General features: G+C 66.5%; 17 protein-coding genes and 1 riboswitch. Of the genes, 6 read left to right on the forward strand and 11 right to left on the reverse strand.

Translation table 11 applies throughout. The features are described 5' to 3' along the window. Positions 1-95 precede the first annotated feature (95 nt). Positions 96-1,280, forward strand: a complete 1,185-nt coding sequence (locus tag ACSQ22_RS03370; RefSeq protein ID WP_436076003.1) for an MFS transporter — start codon at positions 96-98, stop codon at positions 1,278-1,280. Here ACSQ22_RS03370 and ACSQ22_RS03375 read toward each other — a convergent pair. Further along, complete coding sequence (locus tag ACSQ22_RS03375; RefSeq protein ID WP_228897105.1) at positions 1,266-2,192, reverse strand: LysR family transcriptional regulator; 927 nt, start codon at positions 2,190-2,192, stop codon at positions 1,266-1,268. The genes ACSQ22_RS03370 and ACSQ22_RS03375 overlap by 15 nt on opposite strands. A gap of 158 nt (positions 2,193-2,350) precedes the next feature. Between ACSQ22_RS03375 and ACSQ22_RS03380 the strand changes: the two genes are divergently transcribed. Then, on the forward strand, positions 2,351-3,721 hold the full coding sequence (locus ACSQ22_RS03380; protein WP_288851708.1) for a M20/M25/M40 family metallo-hydrolase: 1,371 nt from the start codon (positions 2,351-2,353) through the stop codon (positions 3,719-3,721). Positions 3,722-3,873: 152 nt separating this feature from the next. Next, entirely contained in the window at positions 3,874-4,416 is a 543-nt protein-coding gene (locus ACSQ22_RS03385) for a YidB family protein (RefSeq protein WP_436129427.1), read from the forward strand. A 74-nt stretch (positions 4,417-4,490) separates the two neighbouring features. On the opposite strand, the gene ACSQ22_RS03390 is transcribed toward ACSQ22_RS03385, so the two are convergent. The 6 genes from ACSQ22_RS03390 to otnI all read right to left on the reverse strand — a co-directional run bounded on the left by ACSQ22_RS03390 (position 4,491) and on the right by otnI (position 12,350). Further along, the gene (locus tag ACSQ22_RS03390; protein ID WP_436129428.1) at positions 4,491-5,363 is read right to left on the reverse strand and encodes a lysophospholipase; all 873 of its coding nucleotides are present in this window, start codon (positions 5,361-5,363) and stop codon (positions 4,491-4,493) included. A gap of 123 nt (positions 5,364-5,486) precedes the next feature. Further along, positions 5,487-6,134 carry a TlpA family protein disulfide reductase gene (locus tag ACSQ22_RS03395; protein ID WP_436129429.1) on the reverse strand — a complete coding sequence of 216 codons (648 nt, stop codon included), beginning with the start codon at positions 6,132-6,134 and terminating at the stop codon, positions 5,487-5,489. Between the two features lie 61 nt (positions 6,135-6,195). Further along, positions 6,196-7,686, reverse strand: coding sequence for a M20 family metallopeptidase (locus tag ACSQ22_RS03400; RefSeq protein ID WP_055401400.1), 1,491 nt, complete (start codon positions 7,684-7,686; stop codon positions 6,196-6,198). A 184-nt stretch (positions 7,687-7,870) separates the two neighbouring features. Further along, a complete protein-coding gene (locus tag ACSQ22_RS03405; protein WP_436129430.1) occupies positions 7,871-9,127 on the reverse strand; it encodes a diguanylate cyclase in 1,257 nt (418 codons plus the stop codon). A 120-nt stretch (positions 9,128-9,247) separates the two neighbouring features. After that, complete coding sequence (locus ACSQ22_RS03410; RefSeq protein ID WP_436129431.1) at positions 9,248-11,308, reverse strand: methyl-accepting chemotaxis protein; 2,061 nt, start codon at positions 11,306-11,308, stop codon at positions 9,248-9,250. A gap of 229 nt (positions 11,309-11,537) precedes the next feature. Beyond that, positions 11,538-12,350: a 2-oxo-tetronate isomerase gene (gene otnI / locus ACSQ22_RS03415; RefSeq protein ID WP_436129432.1), complete on the reverse strand. Its 813-nt coding sequence runs from the start codon at positions 12,348-12,350 to the stop codon at positions 11,538-11,540. Between the two features lie 184 nt (positions 12,351-12,534). Here otnI and ACSQ22_RS03420 point away from each other — a divergent pair, with 184 nt between their 5' ends. Both ACSQ22_RS03420 and ACSQ22_RS03425 read left to right on the forward strand, forming a co-directional pair. After that, positions 12,535-13,005, forward strand: a complete 471-nt coding sequence (locus tag ACSQ22_RS03420) for a MerR family transcriptional regulator (protein ID WP_436129433.1) — start codon at positions 12,535-12,537, stop codon at positions 13,003-13,005. A gap of 72 nt (positions 13,006-13,077) precedes the next feature. Then, positions 13,078-13,713: an NAD(P)H-dependent oxidoreductase gene (locus ACSQ22_RS03425; RefSeq protein ID WP_436129434.1), complete on the forward strand. Its 636-nt coding sequence runs from the start codon at positions 13,078-13,080 to the stop codon at positions 13,711-13,713. Here ACSQ22_RS03425 and ACSQ22_RS03430 read toward each other — a convergent pair. The 4 genes from ACSQ22_RS03430 to ACSQ22_RS03445 form a co-directional block, all read right to left on the reverse strand. Then, on the reverse strand, positions 13,697-14,827 hold the full coding sequence (locus tag ACSQ22_RS03430; RefSeq protein WP_436129435.1) for a glycerophosphodiester phosphodiesterase: 1,131 nt from the start codon (positions 14,825-14,827) through the stop codon (positions 13,697-13,699). The two genes, ACSQ22_RS03425 and ACSQ22_RS03430, sit on opposite strands and share 17 nt — an antisense overlap. A gap of 68 nt (positions 14,828-14,895) precedes the next feature. Beyond that, positions 14,896-15,480, reverse strand: a complete 585-nt coding sequence (gene metW / locus ACSQ22_RS03435; protein ID WP_108498592.1) for a methionine biosynthesis protein MetW — start codon at positions 15,478-15,480, stop codon at positions 14,896-14,898. Continuing rightward, positions 15,477-16,607: a homoserine O-succinyltransferase MetX gene (gene metX, locus ACSQ22_RS03440; protein ID WP_436129436.1), complete on the reverse strand. Its 1,131-nt coding sequence runs from the start codon at positions 16,605-16,607 to the stop codon at positions 15,477-15,479. Before metX ends, metW begins: the two co-directional genes overlap by 4 nt. A 132-nt stretch (positions 16,608-16,739) precedes the next feature. Continuing rightward, positions 16,740-17,306: a TMEM165/GDT1 family protein gene (locus ACSQ22_RS03445; RefSeq protein ID WP_121421696.1), complete on the reverse strand. Its 567-nt coding sequence runs from the start codon at positions 17,304-17,306 to the stop codon at positions 16,740-16,742. Between the two features lie 9 nt (positions 17,307-17,315). Continuing rightward, a riboswitch (yybP-ykoY riboswitch) is annotated at positions 17,316-17,508 on the reverse strand. Positions 17,509-17,841: 333 nt separating this feature from the next. Between ACSQ22_RS03445 and ACSQ22_RS03450 the strand changes: the two genes are divergently transcribed. Beyond that, a complete protein-coding gene (locus tag ACSQ22_RS03450) occupies positions 17,842-18,234 on the forward strand; it encodes an RNA recognition motif domain-containing protein (RefSeq protein ID WP_100408622.1) in 393 nt (130 codons plus the stop codon). Positions 18,235-18,335 lie beyond the last annotated feature (101 nt).

Genomic DNA, 18,335 nt, shown 5'->3' on the forward strand with positions numbered 1-18,335 from the left:
CCGCAGCGCACCCCATAGCCGCCAGGCCTTGACTTGCGTCTACGCTGTCCCACTTTTCGTTCCTTCCTTTTGCCCAACCCGGGCGCTGCCCTGTCATGAACAAGAACCTGTGGCTGCTGGCGCTGTGCCAAGGCCTTTTCCTCACCAACAACGTTGTCTTCATTGCTATCAATGGCCTGGTGGGCCTGCAGCTGGCGCCCTTTGGCTGGATGGCCACGCTGCCGGTGATGGGCTACGTGGTGGGCGGGGCGCTGTCCACCCCGCTGGTGGCGCGCACGCAGTCGCGCTGGGGGCGCAAGGTGTCGTTCCAGATCGGGCTGGCCGTGGCCGTGGCATCGGCCGCGCTGTGTGCCTGGGCGGCGTTCAGCGGCAGCTTCTGGCTGCTGTGCACCGCTACGCTGGTGGCGGGCTACTACAGCGCCAACGGTGGCCTGTACCGCTTTGCGGCCGCCGAGCTGGCGGCCCCGGACTACCGCGAGAAGGCCGTGTCGTTGGTGCTGGCCGGTGGCCTGCTCGGCGCCGTGGCGGGCCCCAATCTGGCCAGCGCCACGCGCACCTTGTTCCCAGTGCCGTTTGCGGGTGCCTACATCGCGCTGATCGGCGTGGCGCTGTTGTCCATGCTGTCCATGGCAGCCACCCGCTTCGAAGCGCAACCCGTGGTGCTCAACGCAGCGGGCCAACGCGAGCAGGGGCGCCCCCTCTCTGTACTGATGCGCCAGCCTGCCTTTATCGTGGCCATTGTGGGTGCCGCGTTGGGCTATGGGGTGATGAACCTGCTGATGGCGGCCACGCCGCTGGCCATGCAGGTGTGTGGCTTTGACTTTGATGCCTCGGCGCTGGTGCTGGAGTGGCATGTGATCGGCATGTTCGCTCCCGGCTTTGTCACCGGCCACCTCATCAAGCGGTTTGGCGTGCTGCCCATCATGGGCACGGGGGTGTTGCTCAACTTCGCCTGCGTAGCCGTGGCGCTGATGGGCGTGGAACTGCACCACTTCGGCATTGCACTGTTCTTCCTGGGGGTGGGCTGGAACTTCCTGTTCACTGGCTCCACCACGCTGGCCATGACGGCCTACCGCCCCGAGGAGAAGGACCGCGCCCAGGCGGCCATCAACTTCTGCGTGTACGCCACGCTGGCGCTGAGTGCGTTCTCGTCGGGCGTGCTGGTCACGACGCAGGGATGGACGCTGCTGAACGCCGGTTCGCTGGTGCCGATTGTGGTGACGGGGCTGGCACTGGCCTGGCTGGGTGTGCAGCGCAAGCGCGTTTCACGCGGCGTCTGAAGGCACCTCAGCCACAGCGCCTTCTGCGGCCACCGTGGTGCGCAGCCACTGTGCAAACGCCGCCACCGCCCGGTCTTCCAGGCGCCCCGGCGCCACGAAGAGGCTGTAGCCCCGCGCACCGCTGTCGTGGTGCGGGTGGGCCAGCACCAGCTCGCCCGATTGCAGTTCGCGCTCCACAAAATACCGGGGCACCAGGCCTAGCCCCAAGTCGGCGCGCACGGCCTCCACCAGCATCGAGAACAGATCAAAGCGGTGGCCTCCCAACGTGTGGCCGGGGATGCGCGTGATGCCCGCACGGGCCAGCCAGTCGTCCCAGGCGCCCAGGCGCGAGCTGAGCTGCAGCAGCGGCACGGCCCGAAAATCGCCGCGCTCCGTCGCACGCCGGTGGCGCGACTGCGGTGCACACACGGCCACGCAAACCTCGGGCATCAGGGGCGCTGGCACCACACCGGGCCAGGCCGCGTCGTCGTACTGCACGGCCACGTCGAACGGTATCTCCGCCATGTAGATCTGCGTGGGGTACACCTGCAGGTGCAGGCTGCAGCCTTTGTGCTGCGCAAGGAAGGCAGGCAGCCGGGGCAGCAGCCAGCGCTCGGCAAACACCGGCACGCAACCCACCAGCAGGCGCGCGCCATCGGGCCGCTGGGCCATGGCTTCGAGGGTGTGGTTCTGCAGCCGCAGCAAGTCGCCCACCACCTGCGCGTGGTAGCGGCGGCCTACGTCGGTGAGCGTGGAGCCGCGTGCGCCGCGCTGCACCAGCTGCAGGCCCAGCTGGCCCTCCAGCAGGCGCAGCTGCTGGCTCACGGCGCTGTGGGTGAGACAGAGTTCTTCGGCGGCTTTGCTCACGCCGTGGTGGCGTGCCACGGCATCGAAAACAAGCAGGGCGCGGGTGCTGGGGATGTGTTTGCGCATGTAAGAAAAACTGTCGGCTGGGCAGATTAAAGCAGAGCCCAGGGGCGGGGTTCGGTCCAACAATTGCGTGGCCCTGCATGCCGGCCCACGGCTCCATCCACGATGGCTGGACAGGCCGGTCACCCCTTCCGTTTGTGTTCGTGTTTCGCTGGATCACCATGACTCTCCCTCTCCATACCTTCCGTGCCACAGCCCTTGCGGGTGCCATGGCCCTCGCCTGCGCCGCCTTGCTGCCCGGTGCCGCCCATGCGCAGTTCGGCGCCGTGGCGCCCACGCCCACCACGCTGCGTCCCGCCGTGGACAAGGCCTACGGCCAGCTCATGGCTGCGCCCCAGATCCTGCAGCTGCTTGACGCCGTGAAGGCCGACCACGACCGCGCCACCGAAGACCTGCGCATGCTCACCGAGATCGAGGCGCCGCCGTTCAAGGAACAAAAGCGTGCCGAAGCCTTTCTTGCCCGGCTCCAGGCCCTGGGCCTGACCAACGCCGCTATCGATGCCGAAGGCAATGTGGTGGGCGTGCGCAAGGGCACGGGCAACGGCCCCAAGCTGGTCATCTCGGCCCACCTGGACACGGTGTTCCCATCCGGCACCGACGTGAAGGTGAAGGAGCGCGACGGCAAGCTCTATGCGCCCGGCATTTCCGACAACACGCGCGGCCTGGCCGTGCTGCTGTCGTGGCTCAAGGTGCTGAACGACCAGAAGATCGCCACCGTGGGCGACCTGGTGTTCGTGGGCAATGTGGGCGAGGAAGAGCTGGGCAACCTGCGCGGCATGAAGCACCTTTTCAAGGAACACCTGGACATCGACGGCATGGTGGCGCTGGAGCCCGCGCCCGATGGCACGGTGCTGGTGCTGGGCACGGGCAGCCACCGCCACGAGGTGACCTTCAAGGGCCCGGGCGGCCACAGCTACGCCGCGTTCGGCGAGGTGCCCAGCGCCATCCACGGCATGGGCCGCGCCATTGCCAAGATCGCCGACATCCGCACGCCCAAGAGCCCCAAGACCACGTTCACTGTGGGCACTGTGGGCGGCGGCACATCCGTCAACACCATCGCGCCGGATGCGCGCATGGCGGTGGACATCCGCTCCGACGAAACAGCCCCGATGCTGGCCACCGAAAAGCAGGTGCTGGCCGCCGTGGACAGCGCCGTGACCGAAGAGAACGCACGCTGGGGCGTGAACACCCTGAGCGCATCGACCAAACTCATCGGCGACCGGCCCGGTGGCCGCACGGCGGCGGATTCGGTCATTGTGGAAGCGGCCGTGCGCGCCAACACGGCGTTTGGCCGCAAGACCGTGCTGGGCGGCGCCAGCACCGACGCCAACGTGCCGATGTCGCTGGGCATCCCCGCCATCGTGATCGGGGGCGGCGGCAAGACGGGCGGGTTCCACGCACTGTCCGAGTGGATTGACCTGACGGACGCCTGGAAGGGTGCTCAGACCTCGCTGGTCACGGTGCTGGGGCTGGTGGGGGTGCAGGGTGTGAGCGCACCGCTGCTGGACAAGCGCCCACCCCGCACCAAGTAGTTGCGCGGCAGCGGGGCGCCCTCTCAGCGACACACACCAGCGCGGGAGTGGAGCGGGCCGTGGGTGGCGTGTTGCCGCGTGCCCTGCCGGTCAGGGTCCGCAGCACCACAATTCACGATTGTTGACATGAAGGGGACGCCAAGGTGCGTACCATGGGTGGTTCCGTCCGGGGCGGCGCACAGCCGTCCTTTATCCCTCTGCAGGAGAACACCATGGGTTTGCTCGATTCCGTTCTGGGTGCCGTTATCAACAATGCATCGCAAGGCGGCAATGGCGCCGCTGCAGCCGGTGGGGCCGGGGGTGGCCTGGGCGGCTTGATCAGCCTGGCTGCGCAGAACCCGCAGCTGGTGCAGGCCGTGATGTCCCTGATCAGCAACGACGGCCCGGTGGGTGGTCTGCCGGGGCTGATGGCCAAGTTTCAGCAGGCGGGGCTGGGCAATGTGATTGCGTCCTGGCTGAGCGCGGGGCCGAACCAGGCGATCTCAGGTGAGCAGTTGTCCAACGTGCTGGGCGCCGGCCCGCTGTCGCAGATCGCATCGCAACTGGGCGTGGGCCCCGGCGCTGCAGCAGGCCAGCTGGCCCAGGTGCTGCCGGGCCTGATCGACCAGCTCAGCCCGCGCGGCGAGGCGCCGCAGGGCGGGTTTGGCACCTCGAACGACCTCCTCGGAATGCTGGGCGGATTGTTACAAAAATGATAGCTGCTGGCGCTTGATAGATCAGCGCTGGCGGCCATTTTTGCTTGAAATTTTGGGTAACCGCGGCGACCCGGCTACCTCACTGCCGGACAGCGCCGCACCAGCCACTGCTGCAGCAGGTCGAACACCGGCTCGGCCAGTTCCGGGCTTTCATTGAACAGCTCGTGGAACAGGGGCTCAAAGCAGTGTGCATGCACGACGGCCTTGGGGGCTGCGGCCGCAAAGGCACGGCTGCCCGCAGGGTGGACCAGCTTGTCGCTGCCCGCCCACATCAGCAACGTGGGCACGCTCCAGTGCGTGGCGCGGGCCACGGTGGCGGGGCCGCCGTTGGCGATGAAGCGGGCCAGACGGGCGCTGATGCGGTCGTGGCACAGCGGGTCGTCCAGGTAGGCCGCGACCACGGCCGGGTCGTGCGAGAGGTACTGCGCATCGAGCCCATTGCCCACGCGCAGGTTGGGTGCGATGCGCGGCAGCGTGGCCAGCAGCAGCTTTTGCACGGCGCCCAGGCCCGCATCCAGCGCGGGGGATGACAACACCAGGGCGTCCACAGGCCGTATCTTCAACGACACAAAACGCGAAGCCACAAGCCCGCCCATGCTGTGGCCCAGCAGCACCAGGGGCTGGCCTGCGGGCATGCGGGCGCGCGTGGCGTCCACCAGGTCGGCCAGGTCATCCAGCAGGCGCAGGTCCGAAGTGAGGCCGCCACGCGGCCCGCCGGATTCGCCGTGACCATACTGGTCGTAACCCCGCACGGCAAAACCCCAGTCGTTGAGGCGGCGGGCCACCGCGTCATAGCGACCCACATGTTCGCCCAGGCCGTGCACCAGCAGCACGGTGCCCCGGCAGGGCTCGCCCTCGGGCAGGGGCCAGTCCTGCACAGCCAGGTTTTCGCCATCGCTGGCGGTGAAGGTGGTGAGGGTGGAGGGAATGGGGTCGTCAGAGATCATGGCGGGCGGTGCTGTTGAGCGGGCAATCGCTCAACCAGAAAAGAACAGGAAGGCAATCCCATAAAAAGGCGGTACGGCATGGCCCGGCGGTGGCCGAACGCAGCATGCGTGGCGCAACCCGCATCAGGCGATGGAGGCCCAGAGGTCGTCCCAATCCGTGGGCAGAAAATTGCCTTCGCGGCGCAACACCTGCTGGTGCTGGCGGTTGAGCACATAGTGCGTGGGGCGGCGGGTGATGGTGCCAAAGCTGTCCTGGTGCCCCACAGCGTTGCGCCAGGTAATCGGAAAGCGCTGCTCGGCAGGCACGGACACTTTGAGCAGCTCGATGTACTGCATGAAGTCCGCGTTTTTGTCGTCCATGTTCACGCCCAGCAGCACAAAGTCGCGCTGGCGGTTGTTCGTATAGAACTCGCGCATGAGCCGCAGCTCGTTGGTGCACAGGGCGCAGCCAGCGGTGAAAAAGCTCACCAGGCACACCTTGCCCGCAAAGTCGGTCAGTGCGACAGGCTTGCCTTCGCTGTTGGTGCCCAACAGCGTGTGGCGCGGGCCAAGAGCGGCAACCCCCGCCGTTGCCGCAGGCGCCTGGGCGTGGACGAGAGGGTGTACCGCAGCGGCCAGTGTGGTGGCCGTACAGGCGTGGAGAAAAGCGCGTTTGTCCATGGTGATCTGTGCCTGCCAGAAGGGTGTGAGGACTTGCGCAAACCGGAACGCAGCGGCCGCATCGCTTGGAGCGTGCCGGCTGCCCATGCCCATGCCCATGCCCATGCCCATGCCCATTTTTGCGTCAGTCGTGGGTGTGAAAGAACGGTGAAAGCTGAAAAGATCGCGCCTATCAGCCCGCTGCGGCAGGTGCGACCGCCTGCTGTGCCATGCCTGCAATCACCTGCGCCACGGCGGCGGTGAGCTTCTTGGCGTAGGGCACATGCAGGAACTCGTTGGGGCCGTGGGCGTTGCTTTTGGGGCCGAGCACACCACACACCATCATTTGCGCGGTGGGGAAGCCTTCGCTGAGCATGTTCATGAGCGGGATGGTGCCGCCCTGGCCGATGTAGCCGCAGGGTGCGCCGAAGTGGGCCTGCGAGGCGGCGTTGAGCGCCTGCTCGAACCAGGGCGTGGTGGCGGGGGCATTCCAGCCTGTGGCGCCGCTCATGCTCTGGAAGGTGACCTTGGCCTGGTAGGGCGCGTTGTCTTCCAGCAAGGCCTTGAGTTCCTGCACAGCCTGGGCGGCATCTACCAGGGGCGGCAGGCGCAGGCTGAGCTTGAAGGCGGTGTAGGGGCGCAGCACATTGCCTGCGTCCTGCAGGGCCGGGAAGCCTTCGGCGCCGGTCACGCTCAGCGTGGGCTCCCAGGTGCGCTTGAGCAGGGCCTGCAGCGGGTCGGTGGTGGTGGGCAATGCAAAGGTGGTGGAGCCGCCGCAGTCGTAGTGCGCCCAGGGGAAGCGCTTGTACACCTCTTCGCCCAGGATGCCCGCCGTGGCGCGGGCCTGGGCCAGGCGGTCGGCAGGCACTTCGCAATGAAAGCTCTGGGGCAGGAGACGGCCGGTGGCGCTGTCTTCGAGCCGGTCGAGCACCTGCCGCATGATGCGGAACGACGAAGGCACCAGGCCCGAGGCGTCACCGGAGTGGATGCCTTCGGTGAGGATCTCGACCTTGAGCGTGCCGGTGGCCATGCCGCGCAGGCTGGTGGTGAGCCACAGCTGGTCGTAGTTGCCGGCGCCCGAGTCCAGGCACACCACCAGTGCCACGTTGCCCATACGGGGCTTGAGGGCGTCGATGTACGGCAGCAGGTCGCGCGAGCCGCTTTCCTCGCAGGTCTCGATCAGGCCCACGATGCGCGGGTGGGGCACGTTCTGGCGTTTGAGCTCCTGCACGGCCGCGATGCTGGCGTAGACCGCGTAGCCGTCGTCGGCACCGCCGCGGCCATAGAGCTTGCCGTCTTCGTACTTGGGCGTCCAAGGGCCGAGGTCGTTGCGCCAGCCGCTGAACTCGGGTTGCTTGTCGAGGTGGCCGTACATGAGCACGGTATCGGTGGCGCCGGCCTGGGTGGCGTCGATTTCAAAGAACAGCACGGGGGTGCGGCCTTCCAGGCGCACGATTTCGAGCGTGAGGCCTTCAACTTTCTGCGACTCGACCCACGCGGCGGCATTGCGCACCACGGTGTCGAGCAGGCCCTGCTCGGCCCAGTCGGGCGAGAACATGGGCGACTTGGCGGGGATGGCGATGTAGTCGGTGAGCTGTCGAACAATATCGTTGTCCCAGGCTTGGCTGACCCGTTCGAGGGCCAGGGCGGGTTGCAGGGCGTGGGGGGGGACTCGGGCGTTCATGGGCAGCTCTCCTGAATACGGCGGATCTTGTGGACCGAAACCAGCATTCCAACACAACGCCTGTGCGGGCGCCATGGCAGGTATCCATACACCCGCGACATAGTCTGGCAGCGCTGTGGCAGGGGGCGCAGCTCTTCTTCGGGTGGTGTGCCCAGCGTGGCCCGTCCCGCGTCCCTCTTGGGGGTCAATACCGGGAAACAGGATGCGTGTCGGGATTGGCCTGTGCCGCCGCCAAGGAGGCGGGGCGCCGCAGGCTGGTGGACACCTCCACCCGGTTGCGGCCGTTTTCCTTGGCCTGGTAGAGCGCACGGTCGGCTGCGGCGATCAGCATGTCCCAGCTGTCGCCGGGCTCCAGCCGGCCGCCAAAGACGCCAATGCTGACCGTGACGGCAATGCCCAGGGCCGCGTCGGTGGTTGCATCTGGCGCGGCTCCGCCCACTGCGCGGATGCGGCAACGCGATTCCTCCACCGCCTTGCACAGTTCCCGCGCCAGCTGCTCGGCCCCCAGCAACGTGGTGTCGGGCAGCACCACCATGAATTCCTCACCCCCGTAGCGGCCCACCAGGTCCTGCGCCCGCACGCGCTCGCTCAGCACATTGACCACGCTGCACAGCACCTGATCACCGGCGGGGTGCCCGTAGCGGTCGTTGACCCGCTTGAAGTGGTCGATGTCCACCATCATGAGCGCGATGGATTCGCGCGAGCGCACGGCGCGCGAGACGTCGCGGTCCAGCGCCGCGATCAGCGAGCGGCGGTTGGCCACGCCGGTAAGCGGGTCCAGCGCCGCCATGATGCGGTTGTTCTCGTCGGCACGGTCGCGTGACATGAACACAAATCCCATGGAGCTGATGAGCACCACCGAAAACGTGGCCATGAAGGTCAGCGTCTGCAGCAGGCTGCCCTGGAGGATGCTGGTGGCCGTCTGGCTTTCGCCCAAGGCCAGCAGCGCGCGGCCCCCCAGCACCAGGGCCTCCAGGCCCAGCCCTGCCACCAGCAGCCACTGCCCGCGCCCCACGGTGGCATGGCGGCGCTCCAGGGCCGCCACCAGAGCCCACACGGCCTGCAGCCCGATGACCAGGCCCACAAAACTCGCGCGCGCCGGAAAGTTGTCGATAAACACGATGACAAAACACGTGACCAGCGCCGACGGTGTGAGCAGCAGCAGCCACCGTGGCGGGCGCCCCTGGAACTGGTAGATCGCGGCGATCATCCCCACAAACACGCAGGACAGCAGCAGGTTGCCCATCACGATGGACACCACATCCGGCACCAGGCCCCGCAGCATGATCAGCAAATGCCCGACGGCATTGACCATCAGGGCGGCCGCCCACCGCCCCAGGCCATCGCGCCGACGCCCCCAGCCCACCACAGCCATGGAGGCGGCCATCATGAGCGAACTCACGATGATCATGACCAGCATGGTGGGAACGTGGGCGGCCATGGATGGGGGTGGGCAGTGTGGTGGGGGGTTTCAGATCAGCATAAACGAAGGTCTGCAGACCGCAAACCGCCAGATGACCACGCGCCCCCGCCGCACAGCCGATTGGTCGGGTGCAGTGGGCTATTGCAACTGGGCGGGTGCGCGCGCGCCACTGCCGGGGGCGTGCACCGCCTCGCCCTCGCCCGTTTGTGCCATGGGCGCGGCCAGGGCCGCGCGCTGGGTGTAGCCGATACCGCCACCGGCCGCGCCCTCGGCCCGCGAGAGCTTGAACACCTGCACCGCCCCCGCCAGGCGGGATGCCTGCTCCCGCAGGCTTTGGGCTGCGGCAGCGGATTCCTCCACCAGGGCAGCGTTCTGCTGTGTCATCTGGTCCAGTTGGTTCACGGCAGTGTTGACCTGGCCGATGCCGTCGGACTGCTCGCTCGATGCCGCTGTGATCTCACCAATGATGTCGCCCACGCGTTTGACCGAGCCCACGATCTCGTCCATGGTGGTGCCCGCGTTCTGCACCAGGCGTGCGCCCGATTCCACCCGCTCCACCGAGGCGCCGATGAGCGCCTTGATCTCGCGCGCGGCCTCGGCACTGCGCCCTGCCAGACTGCGGACCTCGCTGGCCACCACGGCAAAGCCCCGGCCTTGTTCACCTGCGCGGGCGGCTTCCACCGCTGCGTTCAATGCCAGGATGTTGGTCTGGAACGCAATGGAATCGATCACGCCGATGATGTCGGCAATCTTGCGCGAGCTTTGGTTGATGTCGCCCATGGTGGTGACCACCTCGCCCACCACCTGGCCACCGCGTGCGGCCACGGCGGCGGCGGTGCTGGCCAGCTGGTTGGCCTGGCGCGCGGCGTCGGCCGACTGGCGCACGGTGGAGGTGAGGTGCTCCATGCTCTGCGCGGTCTGCGCGAGGCTGCTGGCCGTGGCCTCGGTGCGGGCCGACAGGTCCTGGTTGCCGCTGGCGATCTCGGCGCTGGCGGTGGTGATGCTGTCCACCGCCGTGCGCACCTGCTGCAGCATCTGCGTGTAGCGCTGGCGCATGCCTTCCACCTCCTGCACCAGCGCGCCGATTTCGTCGCGCCGCGTGGTGCGGAATTCTTCGGTCAGGTCGCCCTGCGCTACCAGGGTGATGGCCTGGGTCAGATCCTGCAGCGGGCGGCTTACGCCCCGGCGCAGCATGAGGAACAGGCCAATGGCCAGCAGCACCACGGCCACGGCCATCAAGCCCCACACGGCGAGCGTGACGCGGCGCTGGCTGGCCATGGCCTCGCCGTCGGCCACCTCCGCCACCACCCACCAGCCGCCGCCGGTTTTGCGCACCAGGGCCCAGGGGTCTTCGGCGCCTGCGCCCAACACGGGGGCGGCTTCACGAACAAAGCCATCGGGCGATGCGGCCAAGGCTTCAAAAAACGGGCGGGCCTGGGGGTAGGCCTCCAGCACACGCTTGCCGCGTGCGGTGGGGTGGTACACAAACACCGCCTTGTCGAGCGAGGTGCCGGGGTTGATCACGTACGTGCCGCCATGCTCGAAGAATTTTGTCTGCGTGACCTGCTTTTGCAGCATGGCGTGGAACACGCTGATGTCGTTGCCGATGAACAGCAGCGCAATCACCTTGCCCGAAGCGTCCTTGGCGGGCAGGTAGTGGCCCATGAAGGGCTTGCCGCCCACCACGGTAACGCCGGTGTAGGGCTCGCCTTTGGCCACGGTGGCATAGGCCGGGTCGTCCTTGCCCAGCGGCGTGCCCTGCTGGCGCTCGCCCTTGTCGTTCTTGACCGAGGTGGTGATGCGGATGAAATCGTCGCCCTTCTTGGCGAACACCGTGGCGATGCCACCGGTTTCGTTAGCGAATTTATCGACCGAGCCGTAGTCCTCGTTGACCAGCGCGCCATAGCTGCGCAGCTCGCCCGAGGCTTCGTCGAGCTGCATGGTGGCCTCGAAGTAGCGCTGAAAGCCCTTCATGGTGAGCTGCACCAGTTCGCGGTTGGTGTTGTCAGCGGCGTCCAGCGACTGGGCCACGCTCTGCGCGGTGTCTCCCACACTGGAGGCGACCAGGGCGCGGGTGCTGCGCTCGGTGAGCACGGCAATGGCCAGCCCCACCAGCACCAGCACCAGGGCCACCAGCGCAATGGCGGTCAGCGTGACCTGGCGCGCGACGGAACGGTTGTTGGCAAGGGAAGCAGCCATGCAGTGTGTCTCCTGGAGATTGAAAGCCCAAAGCCGGCTGTCGCCGGTCTGCGGTCACTCTACGTCCAGAGGCTTGTTACATTTATTCACGCATTCCCTTACGCAAAGCTGCGTACCTCAACGCCGCCGATGTGTGAGTCATGGCCTGCGAAACTGGCACTGCCCAAGCCGAGGACGCCGAGCAAGTACCGCCCTACAACGAAGGCGTAGGGGGAAGGCGCAAAGCGACTCAGCGGATATTCCCAGTCATCCAGCCCAGGCCTTGCGAGGTGCCCGCTGCGGGCCGGTATTCGCAGCCGACCCAGCCGCCGTAGCCCAACGCGTCGATGGTGTCGAAGAGAAAGGGGTAGTTCAGCTCCCCCCGGTTAGGCTCGTGGCGCCCGGGCACACCGGCAATCTGAACATGCGCCACCCGGCCCGTGGGCAGGTACTGGTGCAGCTTGGTGGCCACGTCACCTTCCACGATCTGGCAGTGGTAGAGGTCCATCAGCACCTTGAGGTTGGGGGCCTGCGCCGCATCAAGCAGCTCGTGCGCGTGATCCTGCCGGTTCAGAAAGTAGCGCGGCATGTCGCGCAGGTTGATGGGCTCGATGAGGATGTCGCACCCCGCGCCCGCAGCCTCGGCGGCCGCCCAGCGCAGGTTGCCAACGCACAGGTCCTTGAGGGATTCGCGCTCCACGCCGGGCGGCACGATGCCCGAGAGCACGTGGATGCGCGGGCAGCCCAGCACCTCGGCATAGCGCAGGGCTTCTTGCACGCCCGCGCGGAACTCGGCCTCATGCCCAGGCAGCGCTGCGGTGCCGCGCGCGTTCTGGTCCCACGCCGCCGCCATGCGGCTGCGGTCGGTGCCGCCAGGCGGGGCATTGAACAGCACCAGCTGCAGGCCGTTGTCCGCAAGCCGGGCCGCCACCTCGACGGGCTCGAAGGCATAGGGAAACAAGAACTCCACCGCCGTGAACCGGTCGCGCGCCGCAGCGGCAAAGCGGTCCAGAAACGGCAGCTCGGTGTACATCAGGCTCAGATTGGCGGCAAACTGGGGCATGGCGGGCGGGAGGTGGAATCAGAGCGCAGCAGCTTATCGTGCAGCATCGGGGCCAGAAGCCCTTGACAAGCCTCAACCAGGCTCCACCCATGAAAAATATGAGTCAAATTGGCCCCTAGCGCCTAATGGATAAGCGCTAGCAGCTATTAATTTGATAGTATTTTCTCTCCTACCAGGACACCCAATGCGCATCGGAGAACTCGCCCAACGCACCGGCACCACGCCCAAGGCCATCCGGCTGTACGAGGCCCGGGGCCTGCTGGGCACGGTGGCGCGCGCAGGCAGCTACCGCCACTATGCCGAGGCCGATGTAGCCCGCGTGTTGCTGATCCGCCAGGCCCAGGCGCTGGGTTTTCGGCTGTCGGAGCTGGATGGCCTGCCCCACATCGACACCGCTGCAGGCTGGGAACGCATGGCCCAGCTGGTGGCCGGGCGGCGGGCCGCCGTGGCGCAGGAGCTGGCGCGCCTGTCAGCGCTGGACGCGCAGCTGGCGCTGTTGGAAGCCGAGCTGCACACCTGCGACACGCTGGCCGTGCCCGTGGCATCCGAAGCCTGCGCTGCGCCCTCCACACTGGCGGTGGCACCTCCAGCGCACAACCCCGCGCAATTTGGTGCAGCGACCACGGCGGGCGCTGCGAGATTCACCGCGACTTGACCTGACCGCTTGACTCTGCCCCGTGGGGCAGGGTGACCATGGCGCCATCAACAACACCGTGATGGAGCGTCTGTGGCAAAGCAACAAAACATTCTGGTCATCCTGGGCCACCCCACCGCCGAGAGCCTGTGCGCAGGCATGGCACGTGCCTATGCCGAGGGCGCCAGGCGCGCAGGGGCACAGGTGCGGTTTCTGGACGTGGGTCAGCTGACCTTCAACCCCCTGTTCCAGGGCTATGGCGCTGCCCAGCCGCTGGAACCCGATTTGCTGGCCGCGCAGGCCGACATCACCTGGGCGCACCATCTGGTGTGGGTCTATCCGATCTGGTGGGGCGCCATGCCCGCGCTGCTCAAGGGTTTTATCGACCGCGTGCTGCTGCCCGGCTATGCCTTCAAGTACCGCAAAGGCTCATCGCTGTGGGACAAGCTGCTGGCAGGTCGCTCGGCCGAGCTGCTGGTGACCATGGACTCGCCGCCCTGGTACTTTCGCTGGGTCACACGCATGCCGGGGCACCACCAGATGAAGAAGGCCATCCTGGAGTTCTGCGGCATCAGCCCCGTGCAGGTGCACAGCTTTGGCCCGGTGCGCAGCGCCAGCACCGAGCGGCTGGCGCAGTGGGTGGAAAAGGCGAGGCAACTGGGGCAGCGCCAGGGGGCACGCTCCGCGCCGGGCAAGCCGCGCCCGGCACCCGTCACTTCGTCGCCGTGAATGCTTGAACGGCAGCTCGGCCCACGGCCGGGTCGTCGGTGAAGAAGCCGTCGATGCCTGCGCGCAGATAGGCCGTGATCTCACCCACGCTGTCGCCGCGCACGGTGCCATCGGTGGCGGGCGCCTTTTTCAGCCCGGAGGGCAGAAAGGCGTTTTCGGGCCGCAGCGTCCAGATGTGCACGCCCAGGCCTTCGGCGCGGGCGCGCGCCACCAGCGGGGTGGGTTCGCCCGGCACGCCATCCTTGACCGGCACCACCAGCGTCTTGAACGGGCCGATGGCATTGGCATAGGCGGCCACCTGCTTGAGGCCCTCGGGCGTGATCAGGTCGGCATAAGCGCGCGTGTTGGCCGTGCCCTGCGCCACAAAGTCATACGGCCGGCCCGAAGGCGCGACCAGCTGCACCAGGCGCACGCTGCTGAGTTTGCGGATCGCCTGCAGGTTGCTGACCTCGAAGGACTGCACGAACACGGGCGCGTCCTTGTGGTTCCAGCCGTTTTTCTCCAGCACGGCCAGCAGCGGCGCCTCCAGCGGCAGGCCGATGGACTGGAAGTAGGTGGGGTGTTTGGTCTCGGGGTAGATGCCGATGGTCCTGCCCGTCTTGGCCGTGGCCGCCTTGGCCAGGTCGATCACCTCCTGCAACGTGGGCACCTCGAACCGACCGTTGTAGGCCACGTTGGCCGGGCGCTGCGCGGGGATGCGCTCGCGGGCGCGCAGGGTTTTCAGCTCGGCCAGGGTGAAGTCTTCGGTGAACCAGCCGGTGATGGCCTGGCCGTCGATGGTTTTTGTGGTTTTGCGGCCTGCGAACTCGGGGCGGTCCACCACGTCGGTGGTGGCTTCCTTCACCGAGCCGTCGGCGTTGAGGATGGCAATGGCGTTCTCGTGCCGCGCCACCAGCACGCCGTCCTTGGTGATGACGAGGTCGGGCTCGATGATGTCGGCGCCGTCGTCAATGGCCTGCTGGTAGGCGGCCAGCGTGTGCTCGGGCCGCAGCGCCGAGGCGCCCCGGTGGGCGATGACGGTGGGGGTGGGCGGCCAAGCCTGGGCCACGGCGCCCAGCGCCCAGGTGGTGAGCAACGCGGCGGCAGTCACGGCGCGCAGTGCAGTGCGTTTCATGCGGGTCTCCTACAAGCAGAGCCCGCACCTTAGCCGATGCGTTTGACAGCGTCGTGTCGCGAGGATGCCTACGCGTGTTCGAAGTGAAAAACGGCCGTGCCCGCGCGTGCATTGGGCAGCCAACGCACCTCTTGCCCGTCCTGCAGCCCGAAGGAGTCGAGGATGCGCAGGCTGTTCTTGGTGGCCAGCACTTCGAAGTCTTTGTAGGTACCCACGCGGATGTTGGGCGTGTCGTACCACTGGTAGGGCAGGCGCCGCGTCACCGGCATGCGCCCGCGCAGGATGGACAGGCGGTTGGGCCAGTGCGCAAAGTTAGGGAAGGCCACCACACCCGTGCGGCCCACACGCGCTGTCTCGCGCAGCATGGTTTCGGCATTGCGCAGATGCTGCAGCGTGTCGATCTGCAGCACCACGTCAAAGCTGTTGTCGTCGAACATGGCGAGGCCTTCATCCAGGTTGAGCTGGATCACATCCACCCCGCGCTGCACGCAGGCCAGCACGTTGGCGTCGTCGATCTCCACGCCATAGCCGCTGCAGCCGCGCTCGCGCTGCAGGTAGTCGAGCATGGCGCCGTTGCCACAGCCCAGGTCGAGCACGCGCGAGCCGGGGGGCACCAGGCGCGCCAAGGCTTGCATCGCCGCTTTTTCGGTCATGGTTGCAACTCCTTGGCAATGCTATCGAAGTAAGAGCGCATGACGCCCATGTACCGGGCGTCATCGAGCAAAAAGGCATCGTGCCCGTGGGGCGCGTCAATCTCGGCGTAGCTCACGCTGCGGCGGTTGTCGAGCAAGGCCTTCACGATCTCGCGGCTGCGCTTGGGCGAAAAGCGCCAGTCGGTGGTGAAGCTCACCAGCAGGAACCTGGCCTGCGCCCGGGCCAGGGCCCGCGTGAGGTTGCCGGCATGGGTGCACGCGGGGTCGAAGTAATCGAGCGCGCGGGTGATGAGCAGGTAAGTGTTGGCGTCGAAGTAGTCGCTGAACTTGTCGCCCTGGTAGCGCAGGTAGCTTTCGATCTGGAACTCGATGTCCTGCGTGCTGTATTTCAGCTCCAGGCCTTCGCGCAGCTGCCGGCCGAACTTCTCGTTCATCACGTCGTCGCTCAGGTACGTGATGTGACCGATCATGCGGGCGATGCGCAGGCCACGCTTGGGGATCACGCCGTGGCGGTAAAAGTGGCCGCCGTGGAAGTCCGGGTCGGTCACGATGGCGCGGCGGGCCACTTCGTTGAAGGCAATGTTCTCGGCTGTGAGGTTGGGGGCGCTGGCCACCACCACCGCGTGGCGCATGCGCTCGGGGTACTGGAGCGTCCAGCTCAGCGCCTGCATGCCGCCCAGGCTGCCACCCAGCACGGCGGCCAGTTGCTGGATACCCAGGCGGTCGAGCAGGCGGGCCTGGGCGTTGACCCAGTCTTCCACCGTGACCACCGGGAAGTCCGCGCCATAGACCTCGCCCGTATCGGGATGGTTGTGCATGGGGCCGGTGGAGCCAAAGCAGGAGCCCAGGTTGTTCACGCCGATCACGAAGAATCGGTCAGTGTCCACGGGCTTGCCGGGGCCGATCATGTTGTCCCACCAGCCCTCACTCTTGTCCTGCCCGGCGTAGACGCCCGCGACGTGGTGCGAGGCATTGAGGGCGTGGCACACGAGCACGGCGTTCGAGCGGTCGGCATTGAGCGTGCCGTAGGTCTCGTAGGCCAGGTGGTAGTCGCGGATGGACGCACCGCTTTGCAGCGGGAGCACCTCCGGAAAATGCATGGACTGGGGCGTGGCAAAAAACGACATAAAAAAACCCGGCGTCGCTAAAAACGAGGCCGGGCGGATGTGTCGGACGGGTCTTTAGCAGGATTTATAAAGCGCCCGCAAGCTGTGGCAAATCGGCGCGTCTGGCAAATATACCAAAACGGCCGCTGCTGCTCACCCGGCGGGCGTGAAGATCGCCACCAACCCCAGCACCAGAAAAATCACCGCCGAGACCACATGGACGGCGCGAATGGGCACGCGGCGAGTGATGCGCTCGCCCAGCCATACCACCGGCGCGTTGGCGATCATCATGCCGAGCGTGGTGCCCGCCACCACCCACAGGTAGGCGTTGTACTGCGCGGCCAGCATGACGGTGGCGATCTGGGTCTTGTCGCCCATTTCGGCCAGGAAGAATGCGACCACGGTGGTGCCAAACACCCCCCAGCGTGGCGATCCGTCGGCTTCGCCTTCGTCCAGCTTGTCGGGGATCAGCATCCACACCGCCATGGCGATGAACGATGCACCCAGGATCCAGCGCAGTACCTGGGGGCCGAGGAACGTGGTCACCCAGGCACCCAAAGCCCCGGCCAGGCCGTGATTCACCAGGGTCGCCACCAGGATGCCAAGCACGATCGGCCAGGGTTTGCGAAAACGTGCGGCCAGCACGAGCGCGAGCAGCTGCGTCTTGTCGCCCATCTCGGCGAGCGCGACGATGGCGGTAGAAATGAAGAAGGCTTCCATGGGGGAGGGGGTCCTATCCGGCCGGATGGGTGGAAAACGCATTGACTGCACCCCGACTCCGGCCATGTGGATCGGTTTGCAGTCAATGGTCTCGCCCAGCTCAAAAGCCGCATACGCCATAGGTTTCGAAGAACCCAAGTGTGTTGACGCATGCCCCCGGCGCATTGCGCGGCCGGGCGGGCTACTCCCCAAAGACTCTCGGATTTTACCCTGCTTCCGACAGGGAAAACAGGCGGGTGGTTGCCGAATGGTGGCGACGGGCCAGGTTCGGATGGCCGTTCAGACCCTGCGGGTTTCCCCTGAAAACCGCCGTTGCACGCTCCAAAATACCCACAAATTTGTGCAGGATGGATGGCTTGATCCAGAAATAAACCCCACACGCTTCATAAAGTGATTAATAATGGGTTCGCTTTTCTGCTTGCAGGAAAGCAGTTAGCTTAGCGGTGAATGGTCAGTTTCGCGTCTTTGAAGTCGTCACAGGTTTGTTGATTGCGTCGGACTCCATCGCGTTTTTGTGTTTTTTCAGGAGTCCTTCATGGGCAACAAACTTTACGTGGGCAACCTGCCCTACTCTTTCCGCGACGAAGATCTGCAACAGACCTTCAGCCAGTACGGCTCGGTCGGCAGCGCCAAGGTCATGATGGAGCGCGACACCGGCCGCTCCAAGGGTTTCGGCTTTGTCGAAATGGGCAGCGATGCTGAAGCCCAAGCCGCCATCCAAGGCGTGCATGGCACCAATTTCGGCGGCCGTGACCTCGTGGTCAACGAAGCCCGTCCCATGGAGCCCCGCGCTCCCCGTAGCGGCGGCTTCGGCGGCGGCAACGGTGGTGGCGGCGGCTACGGCGGTGGTGGCGGCGGCGGTTACGGCGGTGGCCGTAGCGGCGGCGGCGGTGGTGGTGGTTACGGCGGTGGCCGTAGCAGCTACTAAAAAGACCTTGCTGGCAGACCTTTGCGGTCTGCCAAAGGCAAAACAAAGGAGCCCCTGGGCTCCTTTTTTCATGCCTGCGCGGCATCGCCACCACAGTCGGC

The sequence above is a fragment of the Acidovorax sp. LjRoot38 genome (assembly GCF_964252975.1).
In the GTDB taxonomy this organism is placed as follows: domain Bacteria; phylum Pseudomonadota; class Gammaproteobacteria; order Burkholderiales; family Burkholderiaceae_C; genus Acidovorax; species Acidovorax facilis.

Bases quoted from the DNA above. Each gene is read 5' to 3' on its own strand.
- ACSQ22_RS03370 (WP_436076003.1), top strand. From the start codon at position 96: ATGAACAAGAACCTGTGGCTGCTGGCGCTGTGCCAAGGCCTTTTCCTC.
- ACSQ22_RS03375 (WP_228897105.1), bottom strand. From the start codon at position 2,192: ATGCGCAAACACATCCCCAGCACCCGCGCCCTGCTTGTTTTCGATGCC.
- ACSQ22_RS03380 (WP_288851708.1), top strand. From the start codon at position 2,351: ATGACTCTCCCTCTCCATACCTTCCGTGCCACAGCCCTTGCGGGTGCC.
- ACSQ22_RS03385 (WP_436129427.1), top strand. From the start codon at position 3,874: ATGGGTGGTTCCGTCCGGGGCGGCGCACAGCCGTCCTTTATCCCTCTG.
- ACSQ22_RS03390 (WP_436129428.1), bottom strand. From the start codon at position 5,363: ATGATCTCTGACGACCCCATTCCCTCCACCCTCACCACCTTCACCGCC.
- ACSQ22_RS03395 (WP_436129429.1), bottom strand. From the start codon at position 6,134: ATGGGCATGGGCATGGGCATGGGCATGGGCAGCCGGCACGCTCCAAGC.
- ACSQ22_RS03400 (WP_055401400.1), bottom strand. From the start codon at position 7,686: ATGAACGCCCGAGTCCCCCCCCACGCCCTGCAACCCGCCCTGGCCCTC.
- ACSQ22_RS03405 (WP_436129430.1), bottom strand. From the start codon at position 9,127: ATGGCCGCCCACGTTCCCACCATGCTGGTCATGATCATCGTGAGTTCG.
- ACSQ22_RS03410 (WP_436129431.1), bottom strand. From the start codon at position 11,308: ATGGCTGCTTCCCTTGCCAACAACCGTTCCGTCGCGCGCCAGGTCACG.
- otnI (WP_436129432.1), bottom strand. From the start codon at position 12,350: ATGCCCCAGTTTGCCGCCAATCTGAGCCTGATGTACACCGAGCTGCCG.
- ACSQ22_RS03420 (WP_436129433.1), top strand. From the start codon at position 12,535: ATGCGCATCGGAGAACTCGCCCAACGCACCGGCACCACGCCCAAGGCC.
- ACSQ22_RS03430 (WP_436129435.1), bottom strand. From the start codon at position 14,827: ATGAAACGCACTGCACTGCGCGCCGTGACTGCCGCCGCGTTGCTCACC.
- metW (WP_108498592.1), bottom strand. From the start codon at position 15,480: ATGACCGAAAAAGCGGCGATGCAAGCCTTGGCGCGCCTGGTGCCCCCC.
- metX (WP_436129436.1), bottom strand. From the start codon at position 16,607: ATGTCGTTTTTTGCCACGCCCCAGTCCATGCATTTTCCGGAGGTGCTC.
- ACSQ22_RS03445 (WP_121421696.1), bottom strand. From the start codon at position 17,306: ATGGAAGCCTTCTTCATTTCTACCGCCATCGTCGCGCTCGCCGAGATG.
- ACSQ22_RS03450 (WP_100408622.1), top strand. From the start codon at position 17,842: ATGGGCAACAAACTTTACGTGGGCAACCTGCCCTACTCTTTCCGCGAC.